Below are 13,380 nucleotides of genomic sequence, written 5' to 3'. Positions count from 1 at the left end.
GAATTTACTTACTTTTACATCAACAAGCGGTTTTTGGATTTAAAAATACTAAAGATCAATTGAAGTTATATCTGAAGCCGACGTTAACCATATTTGTAGAAAAGCTGTCTTCCCCAGTCATATGAACATATTCTAAGCGAATCATAGATCTAACACCCACATAATAGTCAAACCCTAAACCAGCGATTCCAGCTGCAATACTTTCCGAGGCTCGACATTGCGTAACCACACCAGCGTCAGAACATTCTGAAGAAAGATCTACATCTACTTTAGCAATACCTAATTTGTAAAATAACTCCCCTGTACCACCACTCGCCTTACCTAAGAGCGCAAGATAGAGGGCATCGCCTTTATTTTCTTTTGCATAATCGAATAGACTGATATAGCCAGCTTCCGCGTACCACTGTCTATGTATTTGTTTACCAAAGGCGAGGCTATAAGCAAATTTGCTTTCGCTCGTGGTTGAAGTTTCGAAGTCGTTATAAGCTACCGTAGCTAATCCATAAGTTTTAGGTGCAGCATTCGCTTGAGAAATTCCAAGCGCTATCGCACCTAGCATCCATAAATACCGATTCATCTATTTTTTTCCCTCAAAAATAGTACTCTAGTGAAAATTCTATATGGTCATCTCTTCTTAAGAAAAAGAAGGGATCATCTTGGTCGTCAGATGAGAAAAAATAACCATCTAACGACCATCGCCAGTTCGCTGACAATCTACTACTTGCTTCGATATAGGCAGAGTACGTTGACGTAGCATCTAAGTCTTTTACAAACCCCACAAGTATTTCACTACCAGCAATATCGTTAGCCATAATCCGCAAACCAAGCATTACATCATTCTGAGCTATAGCAAAGAAGTTATCGTCCCGCTCATCATATTGATACTCAGCTAAATAACCAAGACCATACCTGCTGCCAAATACACCTTCCTGAGTATACTCGAACCCAGCAACCAGTGCCGCAAAGTCTTCAGTCTGCCCCTGTCTATAAATACTTTCCATTTTGAGCAGCCATGCTCCGCTAACCTTAAGTAAATCTACACCTACTTGTTCTATCTGAGCGTAATATGGGTTTATAGACAGTATTCCTGAATCGGAAACTTGTGTAATTAGTTCAGGCTCCCTTGTGGTTCCAGAAAAATACGAAAGTCCTACTTCCCAGTCATCGATCGAAGATTGCCACCTAAACGCGTAATCAAGGTTACTCTCTTCACTTGCTGATTCGTAAATAGCATCTGAAACCGCCAATGGCGGGCGAAGCCTTCCCTCAGTACCTTGAAACGTTCGCTCGCGGAAATATGGCAATACGAAAACTGAAAAATTCCCATATTCTGTAAAATATGAAACGTTCACCATAGGTTGGCCTAACTTGGCTTCACCATCTACAGACTCTACCGAATCGGTTTGGTTGATAATGTCCACGAGGTGCACAGATTCAGTTTGCCCCCAAAACACCTTACCTATGCCAATCTTAGTTTCCCAAGTATCTCTGTAATGCGCCCACTGCAATTCTCTAATATCGCCATGGGTGCGTTCACTATCGTGCTCATCCACACGATAAAAAGGATTGAAAATTAGCGTATCTTGGCCATCGTTGAACTCAGCATAGATTTCGGGAGAAAGATACGCTGAAGCATACGTACGCTCTTGCTGCGGATACAACGAATCCTGCAAATAATAACGCAAATCAAGGCCTGCAGAGCCGGTGAATTCTGCAGAATTGGCGAAAGAGGTAAAGTTAATAATTAGTGACAGTGCAACCGCTTTTCTAATCATCGAACTCTCTTTAATCTGTTTTTATCGAAGTCACTTTCTTGTAAATCTGTGTCGAAAGTTAATTCTTCGGTAATCAAAGACGTCGACTTTTTAGTTTGTACATTTCGCATCAAGCTTTTCATAGGACGCCAAAATTTGTTTTTGTATTGTTTGTAATCAGACAAATAAAGCGTTTTTAACAACGACTCTTTACGGTCAAAAAACTCAACTTTCTGAACACGATAATGTGATTTATCTATCCAAACTTTTTGATAAGAGTATCCTGAGAAATCATATTCTGGAACCTGCTTTAAAACGAAACAGGCCTCCCCGTTTATTTCTTCTTCTCCCAAGAATGTGTACGAAAACTTTTCCACTTCGTATGAAGTCATATCTTCAAAGGCAAACTCACTACCTACGAAAGGGCCGCTTTTGCTTTGCGACGATATGCGCTTTACACGCTTCAACGCTGGCAAGAATATCCATTGTTCATCAGCTTCAAGCGCATGCGAGAAACTTAAAAATGCAGTGCCCTTTACATCTCTAGGAGACTCAAAAACGGTAAGTGCTTTATCTCCGTCATCTTTTACTTCCAGGGACTTAACTTCAAGTTTTCTTGTCGCTTCTTTTCCCTGCGAGTTTTTCAAGAGCATCAGAACTTTCGCCTCATTAGCCCCCCAACCAGTATCCCTAGCCTTGCGTTCCTTTGCTATAGCGATGGCCTTTTCATCACCCTTTATTTCTGAAGCTAAACCGTAGCTAGCGGTACAACCTAATGTTGCAATCAACACTATTCGCGAGAGAAAATTCATATTAAGACTCCTTCTGGGCCGTTCTAGTGTCCTCTAGCCATGCAAGCAACGCAGGCAGGAAGATAAAATCAACAATTAATGCGGCTACGATAATAATGATTGTCAGCATACCCATATGTGCATTTAAGACAAAGCTTGATGATGCTAACACGGCAAACCCTAAGGTAAGGACAATTGTAGTCGTCGTTAAAGCCATTCCAACAGTTTCAAAGGCATAAACGACACTTTCTTTTGCGTTTAAACCTTGCTCTCTAGCGGTCTGATATTTCGTCAAAAAGTGAACGGTATCATCAACTATTATTCCCATCGTCATACTTATAACGACAGAGAGTGCCATATTTATTTCACCTGAGATAATTCCCCATACTCCAAATCCTATCGCGGCAGGCAGTAGGTTTGTAATTAAACTGATGCCACCAAGCTTTATCGACCTCAAAGCAAATAAAATGAGTATGGAAATTAAGACAAGTGCGAAAACACTTCCCCACACCATGTTTTTCATATTTCGCTCACCGATGTGGGCAAACATCAACGGTGGGCTTGCCGCTTCAATTCTATAATCGTCCGACAGACTCGCAAAATAATCTTTTGCCTCTCTCTCAAGCGTCGTTATATCGCGACTTCCTAAGTTTTTAGTAAGTGCAATTATTCGAAGTGCTGACTTATCTATATCAATTTGGTTACCAAGGTCTAACCCAAATGGCAGAGACATTTCATACAATAATAAATACTGGGATGCGAGCTCGCCGTCGGCGGGTATTACATTAAAGCTTTGGTCATCTCCATTCATGTTTCGGTTCAAGCGTTTAAGCGTATCGGTAAAAGTTAAAACGTGGTTAACTTCACTTCGCGCCCGTAACCATTTAGAAAACTCCTCTATCCGCTTTAAAAAGATAGGGTCTGTGACACCGTATGATTGGTCCGTGTAAATTACGAAGTCAATATTTGACATTCCACCAAGCTTATCTTCGTTTACTTCTACAGCTTGCCTAAACGCACTACGTTCATCGAAATATTTAACCGCAACATCGTTTAAAACATTATTTGTAGCAAATAGGCTAATTACCACAATGACGAGGAGCGAAATAGGCAGCAATATCCGATGGTGCCGATTAACTAAGGTTGCCCATTCCGAGAATACTGAATTATTTACCGAAACAGACGGCTTGAGAGGTCGCAGGGTTAGAAGTGACGGTAATACCGTGAGTGAAAAGACACAAGCCAGCATTACACCAACCGCTGTCATGTTGCCTAAGTGAGAGAGAACAGGTACAGCAGAGAAATTTAGCATAACAAACCCTATAGCAGTAGTTATACTGGTAATGAAAATAGGCTTTTTATTTACCTCAATACTCTTTTTGATTGCATCTTTATTAGCCAACCCTTGGTTTAGGTAGTACTTCACTCCTACTATAATATGAATACAGTCTGCAACAGCAAGTGTTGTGATCATAGTCGGCGCATTTACAGTAGCAGTACTTAAATAAACTCCAAGCCAGCCTGTCAGACCTACAGTAATCGCTACAGAAAAAATCACTACCACTAATGTGAATACCGCGGCCCAAAGTGACTTTACGATCAAAGCAATCGCGATAAAAATTAACAAAAACATTAAGGGTATTAATGTTTCAGCATCTTGCTGTGCAGCCACGGCGAACGCATCATTCATTATCACCATTCCATTCAAGTAAATGTCATGGTCGGGATATTTATTCTCAAAGTGAGATTTAATTTGCTTTGCAGCTTCGGCTATTTCAATTACTTGCTGGGTTTGATCACCATCAGGTAACTGAATTGTCGTATCGATAACGGTAACATCTGTTGTTCTCGATATGAGTCGACCGTAGACTTCTGGACTGCGAGAAAGTACTTGAGTGATGTTCGCAATACCTTCTTTAGAGAGCTTCTCTAAAGTAATTAAATCTTCAACAATTAAATCACCTTCGTCATCAAACGTGTTTTGATAATTCGATATCGATTCCACCCGTGTAGACAAAGGTAATTGCCATGCAGCTTCTGTTAATTCATTTACTAGCGTAAGCGTGGAAGGTTTTAATACTTGTCCATCCCTGGGCACTACCATAAAAGCAACATTTTCGCTTTTATTAAAAATGTTCTGCATTTCTTCAAATGCAAGCCGTTGTGGATCATCAGGTTCGAAAAATACCTTATAGTCTCCGCGGAAATATAGGTTCTGAGTTCCGATAAGAGAAATGGCTGTGGCCATTAAAACTAAAATTAGCGTTATGACAGGGAATCTTATTGCTACTGGCGCGCTGCTAGGTGTGTGACTCATCACAGTATCCTTGGTTTTGTATAACGAAATTTTACATTGAAAACAGCAATTAACATAACCCACACAAAAATTTAATCATCAAAAATAACCACAATTACGTAAATTTGGTTTTCGGAATGCGTAGAGGATCACCCTTTAAGCCATTGATAACAAATGGCATTAACACTAATTAATGTTTAGATTAATGATTTTTTTTGATCTTTTGTGAATAAAGTGTAGTATTAACTAAAACAACTGGTCAGATGAGCGGATGAGTTAATTATGAGTATCAGAACTAGCTTAAAAAAAGTATTACCTCCAATTTCAGTCACAGAACAAGAAGCCCTAGACGCGGGTGATGTGTGGATTGAATCTTCAATTTATCAAGGTAAGCCAGACATGCAGGCATTACGCGATATCCCTCAGGCAAAACTGAGCGCGGATGAGCAAGCATTCATGGACGGTCCAGTAGCTGAATTATTGAATATGATCGATGATTTTGAGCTAGGTAACGGTAAACATATCCCTCAAGAAGTTTTAGACTTCCTTGGCAAAAACCGTTTCTTCTCAATGATCATCCCAAAGAAATTTGGCGGTCTTGAGTTCAGCCCTTATGCAAACTCGACCATTGTTGCAACAATTGCTGCGAAAAGCGGTGCAATTGCGGTAACCGTTATGGTGCCTAACTCGTTAGGTCCAGGTGAGCTCTTAATGCACTACGGCACAAACGAGCAACAAGACTACTGGCTACCTCGCCTAGCGGACGGTCGCGATATTCCTTGTTTCGCGCTAACAAGCCCAGAAGCAGGTTCAGACGCGGGTGCCATTCCAGATGCAGCTATCGTTACCAAAGGCGAATACAACGGCGAAGAAGTTCTTGGTCTTCGCGTAAGCTGGGACAAGCGCTATATCACACTTGCACCGATTGCAACCGTACTTGGTTTGGCATTTAAAGTGTTCGACCCAGACCAACTACTTGGTGACAAGTTAGAACTAGGCATTACTTGTGCCCTTCTTCCTAAGTCACATCCAGGTGTTGAGCTAGGTAACCGTCATGATCCTATGGGCGTACGTTTCTACAACGGTACTACGCGTGGTCAAGACGTGTTTATTCCTATGGACTTCATCATTGGTGGTCAAAAGAACATTGGTCGTGGCTGGCAGATGCTAGTTAGCTGCCTAGGTGCCGGTCGCGGTATCTCTCTTCCAGCAATGGGTGTGGCTACAGCACAATCTGCATTCAAAGGTACAGTAGAGTATTCATTCGTTCGCGAGCAGTTTGGCCTTCCAATTGGTCGCTTCGAAGGTATTCAAGAAAAAATGGCGGACATCGCGGGTAAGACATTCTTACTTGAAGCGATGCGTGTTCTAACCACTGAAGGTTTAGGCCTAGGCGTTAAGCCATCAGTAGTGACAGCAATTGCCAAGTACCACATGACTGAGCTAGGACGTGACGTGATGAACTCTGCTATGGATATCCAAGCGGGTAAAGCGATTCAACGTGGCCCTCAAAATACATTAGCGGGTGGTTATGCTGCACTTCCTATCGCAATTACGGTAGAAGGCGCGAACATTCTTACTCGTAACCTAATGATCTTTGGTCAAGGTGCAATGCGTTGTCACCCTTACCTTAAAGATATGGTTGACCTTATCCACAGTAACGAAAGTTCAGCGGATGCAGAGTTCAACAAAGTACTTCGCAAAACCGTTGGCTTCAGTGTTAAGAATGCGTTCCGCAGCTTAGGTAAAGGCTATCTTCCTTTCCTACGTGAGAGCGAGTCTGCACTGCCAGAAGTTCGCAAGTATGAGAAGCGTGTAAACAGCATCTCTGCGAAACTAGCGCCATTGGCTGATCTTTCGCTTGCAGTACTAGGCGGTGACCTTAAGAAAGCTGAGCTTTTATCAGCACGTCTTGGTGACGTAATGAGCTACCTATACGGTGCGATGGCAGCAATTCGTTTCTACGAGCAGCGCATTGAAGACAGAAAGCTTGCACTTCCGTACTTTGAGTACGCTATGCAGTGGTCTCTACAGCAAGCTGATCAGGCAATTGTTAATTTCATCAACAATTTCCCGAACACAGCGACACGCGGCCTAATGCGTCTTCTTACCAATACCTATACCAACAGTGTTGCGGGTATTAGCGACGACTTAGTACGTGAGCTATCAATTGCGTCTATGCAAGACAACAGCGTGAAAGACCAGCTTACTCATCTTGTACGCGTTAGTCCTGGTGATGGTAACGACATTAACGAGCAAGCGTTTAAAGCGAAACACGCAGTAGCGCACCTTCTAGGCAAAGTGCAAAAAGCACTTCGCAAAGAGCCTGTAGTGCCGTTTATCTCTTTTGAGCATGCACTCAACAAGTTACAGGAAAAAGGTATTGTAACTGCTGATGAAGCCGCGAAGCTTCACGATTACAACGAAAAGCGCAAACTAGCAGTGCGTGTAGATGAATACACGTTTGATATGGAACTTGTTCCTGCGTCACAAACGCTTAAAGCGATTGATGGCGGTCAAAACGCTGCGTAATATGCAATAATGCAATATTGTCGATACAAAGCCCTGTCACCTTCGGTAACGGGGCTTTTTTATTTACCCAAAACTTCACGCCAAGCATCACCTCGCTTTTCATTGTTTAATTCGTGCTCTATCCTTTAACTAATCTCATCTATTAATGCAAGGATTTGTGCAGTGAAAAAGGCGCTAGTTTTACTAAATAAAGGCGTTCTCCCTCTCTTTTTCTCTTTAGTTTTATCATTATCGTTTTGCTCCTTTGCTCAAGATAATGAGAACAATTTTGTTGTCGGTGAACTCAACCATCCTCGCGTTGCTAATTTTTATAAACCCTTAATACAGCGTGCTTATCTCGATATTGGAATAGACGTAACATTTGAGAAAGTCGGCGGGGAACGAGGGCTTCGGCTTTTAAATAACGGAATGACAGATGCAGATGTTATTCGCTACGACGTAGTCTCACAACCTGACAATAATATTGCTATTGTTCCACCTGCCCTTTCCCATGGGGCATCATTTCTGCTGTGTATTAGAGGGGCACAGTGCGATAAAAGCGTAATTCAAAACCCAGATAAAGCAATAGCTGTTACCACGCGCTTTTTCTTCAATATGCACGTAAACCCAGATGAGCTTAATGCTAACATCTTTGAGTTTGATGATTTTAATCACGTCATCAGTTTATTATTAAATGGTCGATATGATTACGCAATTTTACCCAGTGACTATTCAGAAAAGGCTATTTTTGAGCAGGCTGGAATAAAATATATCTCACTAGTAGAACACGAACTAGTGCATGTTATTCATAAAAAACATTCCCATTTAGTAGACCGTCTTTCCTCCGCCATAGCCAAGCAGCTTGCGTTGGAAAAAAGTAACAATAAGTAACCCAAATAAAAACGCCCACATTATTACGAGCGGGCGTTTTAAAGGCTTTGATATTTAGCGCACTATGTATCTTCTACCTAGGTAAAATCTCTTCATATTGCGCGTTAACTAAACGAGCTTTAGTCAAACATATACTTAAGTGAAAGTACTGTTGTACGACCGTTCAGAGGGCGCGCTCGAACATAACTACCCACTGCCGCAGAACCTTCTTCTGACTCAGTAATAATGAATTCATCAGTTGCGTTGTTCATGCTCAGTGCCACTGAGAATTGATCGTTAACCCAGTAGGTAGCGAAAAGGTTTACTAGCGTATAACCTTCTTGCTTAAGGTCGTTGTTATCTTGAACATAGTATTCTGTAGAACCTTGCAATGAAGCCCCTACTGACCAGTAGTCTGTAACGTACTCAGGCGTAATTGTCCAAATCCAATCTGCTTGGCGACGAGGCGTATTGCCCTCTAATGCAGGGTTATTGACGTCGTCACTAATCTCAGCGTCAGTCCATGTAAGGTTACCTGACATCACAAAGTTGTCCGTTGCATTCCAACGACCTTCTAACTCAAGACCTGTCGCTTCGTACTCGCGCATGAATGTTAGTCCACTTGTTACTTCTGCTTGCGTATCTTCAGTAACAGTATCAAACAAGGTAGCGTTAACCATTAGGTCTTTTGTACCGTACTTATAACCAATTTCGAACTGCTTGGTTGTGTCGTAGCCTGAAGTTGTGCTCGTTAAGCTACCGTCAGCATTCAACGTACCACCAATTTGAAGTAGACGGTCAGCAATCGCACGACCACCTTTTGAGTATCTAGCGAAAAAAGTTTGGCTATCGCTCAATAGGTATGAACCACCAATCGAGTAAGACGTGTTATTCGCACTGTAATCTACGATTTGAGACGCTGCACCGGCACGGTTTAGGTTGATTACACCACCGCGGATAAAGCCGCTATTAGTTGCAGAAGCATCTTCAATTTGCTCAATTACACCGTTACCGTTTAGGTCGAAATCAGCATTACCGCCACAGCAAGAACTAATAAGCTCGCCAGACGCTTCAGTGGTATCGTGACGTACCGACGCATCAATAAGAATGTTGTCCGACAATTCGAAGCCAACGTTCATGTAAGGTGCTTTAGTCACATAGTTGAGGTCCCATTCCCAAGACAGGAAACTTGCCGATAGTAAACCATCAGACACTAGCTCAACACCGTCTGCATCCGTAATAGTAAGCAACTGAGAGTTGTCACCATCAAGTGTTTGAATAAATGTCTGCCAGCTTGACCAGCTCGTAGCGATGTCTTGATTTGAATAGTAGTAACCTACGGTTAGGTCGATACCGTTATCAAACTCTTTACGCAAGCTGAAATCATTGATCATGTTACCAAGGTCGTTGATGCGCGTGTCGAACTGAAGGTTCGTAAATGCTTGACCCGTATATACTTCACCTGCGCCAGGGCCGTTGGCTAGTACTACGCTTGTGCTATCACAGTTTAGCGCATTGCCGTCACCGTCTGTCGCGCCGTCACAAAGCGCTGATGCGAAGTTAGATACATCGCCCGGGCCTGCTGGGAAACCGTCGGTGAATGGTGCGATAAAGCCACCAGATATATCAGAAATGCGGAATTTATTTAATAGGAACAAATTCTCAGCCACTTCAAGGTCAACTTCTACGCCAAATGAGTTTACTTTTGACTCGATACCGTCACGGACGTCACGGTTTTCTGGATTACCAAAGCTGTCGAAAGTAGAAATATTCGTGTTGTAAGCTGAATTCAATGCTTGCGAGCTTGCATCGTAGCCAGGAACTGGGCCATATTCGCCATCACCTTTAACTAGTACTGGTGAAGGAAGATACGTCGACACTTTGTCATCTAAGTTCTTGTAGAAGAAACGGATGTGGCCGTTATCCAGCATCTTAGTGATATTAAACTTAACTTGGCCACCTTGGTCACCGTTGTAGCCCGTTTCACGAGGGCCTTCACCGCCACGAGCAAATCCCGCAATGTGGTAATAAAGGTCATCGCTTATTTCGCCACCATAGCGAAAATCTAAACGAAACTCTTCGTAATCAATACCAAATGAGGTACCAATTGCGCCTCCACCCACTTCACCAGTATTACTGATTAAGTTAATGACGCCGCCTGGTGAGTTGCTTGCGAACGTTGACGCAGAGCCACCTCGTACCGCTTCTACATTCGCAACAGACCAGTCGTAACGTAAGAAGTTGTCTGCATTACCGAAGTTAATGTCACCATATTCCAACACAGGTAGGCCATCTTCATGTAGCTGCAAGAACTTTGAGCCACCTGTAGCAAGCGGAATACCACGAATTGTGATGTTTGCGTTACCGCCACCACCAGAAGATTCAGCACGTATACCAGGTAGTGCGCGGAAAACTTCAGCGGTAGAACGTGGTGCGAGTTTAAGAATATCTTCCTCATCAAACGCGCTTACAGAAACACTTGCTTCCTGCATAGTTGCGCCACCAGGTGCAGCGGTTACTACGATCTGTTCAAATTTTTCTTTAGATTTTGCTTCTGCGTTCGATGTCGCTGTTTCTTGTGCAGCTGCAACTCCCGAAAGCGCTGTGCAAATGGCGAGAGTCAGTGAATTGAATGTGTGATGTTTTTTCATGTTTTTCTCCGGCAATGTGATGGAGCTGTTAAATCCTGTGTCCCCTCTTCCACTAAACTACTAGGTTTGATGAGAACACAGCCAACTTAATCGATTAAGAATCTATAACAAAAAAACTACATTGTAAATATTCTGTGAAAATATTTATCACAAACCTTTTAAAAAAGGAGCGCGATGTTAAAATACTTATTCCCAACATAGACCCACAGCCTTATAAAATGCCCACAGCGAGAACATCAAATATCGATTAAGACAAATCACGACAAATAAGAACGCCAATGGAGTATTTTTCTACCGGTCGATTAGTTCACACGTTAATTTTCTGAACTTTGGTCTCATACAAACTAATAACGGAAAAACGTACTATATTGTAGCTGTACGTTTTTTGTATCAGTAGAGATAGCATTATTAAGTGCCTAAGATCGCTACGTGTTTACATACTCTCCTTATGCACGCAATAGGTACTACCCAAGGGTTTCAGAAGGTTGAATAAACAAAAAGACATCATCACAAAGGTTGAAATAGAAAGAGATACAACCGACATGCTTTTAGGCAACAGTTTTGTCGGCCTTCTAATGACTATCTTCGCGTTTTCAGGCCTTGTCTTTTTCTTTGAAAACGAGGAACCGTCGGTCTTTACACAAAAGCTGCAAGTGTGGGTTGCTATGGTGAGCGTTTCCATCGCGCGCCTCACAGACTCCCTTTACTGGCGGGTTAATTTAGCTGGCAAAACCTATAACCCTCGCCCTGCTTTAATCAGGTTTTCTGCTGGTTTGTACATAACCGGAACAATATGGGCCCTATATTCAATTCTATTTTATTCGTCTATGTCTACTGTAGAGCTCGCAGCAACTATGGTGGTACTCGCAGCTATGGCAGGGGGAGCAGGAACTGTACTATCACCAAACAAAAATCTTGTGAGCTTCTACTCTACGGCGCTTCTTGTTCCAATGTCGGTGTGTGCTGTCACTGACGAAGGAGGCGAGTTTTTTATTCTAGGCGTATTAGGCTTGGTTTTTTGGTTCGGCATTTTTACAAGTGCCTTTCGCTATCACAAATTTTTTATTGGTACCCTTTATCTCAAGGCAAGAAATAATAGCTTGGTTGAGCAGATGAAGATTGAGCGTAGCGAGGCTGAAAAAGTTAATCAACTGCTTACTGTTTCTAACGAAAAACTTGATGCATCAAACGCCACGCTTGAAGCAGAGGTCGAACGGCGAACCGCTGCTCTCTACCGATTATCTAATAGAGACCCGTTAACTAACTTACTTAACCGAAATGGTTTCTTGAAATATTTGAATAATTTACTCGATACAACTCGAGCGCTTGATAACTCATTAGCATTGCTGTTTATAGATTTAGATGGGTTTAAGCAGGTGAACGATAGTTTAGGTCATAAGGTTGGAGACATAGTGCTGGCTGAAATAGCCAATCGATTGCGCAACTACACAGAGGAAAACCATCTCGGTAGGTGGGGCGGTGACGAGTTTGTTGCTGTTATCCCCTACGCGAATGTCGACACGGCCAAAGCAGTAGCCCACGCCATGCGCAGCGGCGTCACTATCCCAATAGTTGCTAATGATAACCAAATTACTCTCGATGCAACTATTGGCATAGCCATGTTTCCCGAACACGGTGAAACTGCTGTTGATTTGATACAACAAGCTGATTTGACTATGTATGACCAGAAACGTGAACAGCGAGGCTCTATTGGTGTTTTCAGCCAAGCACTTCACCAAGAAATTAAGCGAGAGCAACAACTTTGCGAACGTTTACGCTGCGCAATCGACAACGGCGAGTTTACCGTTTTTTATCAGCCAATTATGGATGTAAAATTAGATACACTCTCATCAGTTGAAGCATTGCTTAGGTGGAAGTGCGATGATGAAAGCATTTCTCCAGCTGTTTTTATCCCACTCGCTGAACGTAGCGGGCTCATGCCAGAGATAGGGGCCTGGGTGTTAAACCGAGCACTGATAGACCTGTCACACTGGCAGTTTAAACAAGGGCTTGCAATATCGATTAATGTGTCAGTTTCTCAACTGCTTGATGATAGCTTTCTAAAAACTGTAGACAATGCACTAAAAACGACACAAATCTCTTCGATGCGGCTTCATTTAGAAATTACAGAAAGCGTTTTCGCTAGCGACGAAGAGGTTGTAAGCGTAAAAGTTAATGAACTTCTAGCTCGAGGTATTAAAGTTTCTATTGATGATTTTGGTACAGGCTACTCATCATTGAGTCGCTTACAGTCAATGCCATGCGATTTTATTAAAATTGACCGCTCTTTTGTACAGAATAGCTCTGAAGAGAGTGATACCATTATAAGAGCGACACTTTTAATGGCAAAAGAGTTTGGCTGTAAGACTATTGCAGAAGGGATCGAAACCGAAGAGCAAAAGCTTCATCTTGCTCAACTCGGTACTGATTACTTACAAGGTTTTTACTTTGCTAAACCTATGAATGCCGGCGACCTAATCTCTTGGTATAACGAAAATTATTAATCA

General features: G+C 42.4%; 8 protein-coding genes. 3 read left to right on the top strand and 5 right to left on the bottom strand.

What is annotated here, in order from left to right:
- Window positions 1-55: 55 nt before the first annotated feature.
- Genes D1814_RS13510 through D1814_RS13495 form a run of 4 tightly spaced genes read right to left on the bottom strand, consistent with a single transcriptional unit; the run spans window position 56 to window position 4,862 of the window.
- Window positions 56-577 carry a hypothetical protein gene (locus tag D1814_RS13510; protein ID WP_118493113.1) on the bottom strand — a complete coding sequence of 174 codons (522 nt, stop codon included), beginning with the start codon at window positions 575-577 and terminating at the stop codon, window positions 56-58.
- Window positions 578-590: 13 nt separating this feature from the next.
- Window positions 591-1,775: a hypothetical protein gene (locus D1814_RS13505; RefSeq protein WP_183037594.1), complete on the bottom strand. Its 1,185-nt coding sequence runs from the start codon at window positions 1,773-1,775 to the stop codon at window positions 591-593.
- Complete coding sequence (locus D1814_RS13500; RefSeq protein ID WP_118493111.1) at window positions 1,772-2,566, bottom strand: outer membrane lipoprotein-sorting protein; 795 nt, start codon at window positions 2,564-2,566, stop codon at window positions 1,772-1,774. Before D1814_RS13500 ends, D1814_RS13505 begins: the two co-directional genes overlap by 4 nt.
- Window position 2,567: 1 nt before the next feature.
- Window positions 2,568-4,862, bottom strand: a complete 2,295-nt coding sequence (locus tag D1814_RS13495; protein WP_118493109.1) for an efflux RND transporter permease subunit — start codon at window positions 4,860-4,862, stop codon at window positions 2,568-2,570.
- Between the two features lie 261 nt (window positions 4,863-5,123).
- Between D1814_RS13495 and D1814_RS13490 the strand changes: the two genes are divergently transcribed.
- Both D1814_RS13490 and D1814_RS13485 read left to right on the top strand, forming a co-directional pair.
- Window positions 5,124-7,373: an acyl-CoA dehydrogenase gene (locus D1814_RS13490; protein WP_118493107.1), complete on the top strand. Its 2,250-nt coding sequence runs from the start codon at window positions 5,124-5,126 to the stop codon at window positions 7,371-7,373.
- A gap of 162 nt (window positions 7,374-7,535) precedes the next feature.
- Complete coding sequence (locus tag D1814_RS13485) at window positions 7,536-8,243, top strand: hypothetical protein (protein ID WP_118493105.1); 708 nt, start codon at window positions 7,536-7,538, stop codon at window positions 8,241-8,243.
- Between the two features lie 119 nt (window positions 8,244-8,362).
- Here the strand turns inward: D1814_RS13485 and D1814_RS13480 are convergent, their stop codons facing one another.
- The gene (locus tag D1814_RS13480; RefSeq protein ID WP_118493103.1) at window positions 8,363-10,873 is read right to left on the bottom strand and encodes a TonB-dependent receptor; all 2,511 of its coding nucleotides are present in this window, start codon (window positions 10,871-10,873) and stop codon (window positions 8,363-8,365) included.
- A 485-nt stretch (window positions 10,874-11,358) separates the two neighbouring features.
- On the opposite strand from D1814_RS13480, the gene D1814_RS13475 reads away from it, so the two are divergent.
- Window positions 11,359-13,377 carry a putative bifunctional diguanylate cyclase/phosphodiesterase gene (locus D1814_RS13475; RefSeq protein WP_118493101.1) on the top strand — a complete coding sequence of 673 codons (2,019 nt, stop codon included), beginning with the start codon at window positions 11,359-11,361 and terminating at the stop codon, window positions 13,375-13,377.
- The last annotated feature ends 3 nt before the right edge of the window (window positions 13,378-13,380 follow it).

Origin of the sequence: Alteromonas sp. BL110 (genome assembly GCF_003443615.1) — a bacterium.
Taxonomy (GTDB): Bacteria; Pseudomonadota; Gammaproteobacteria; order Enterobacterales; family Alteromonadaceae; genus Alteromonas.
Note: the sequence above shows the minus strand (reverse complement) of the source record. Positions and strands in the feature narration are given on the sequence as shown.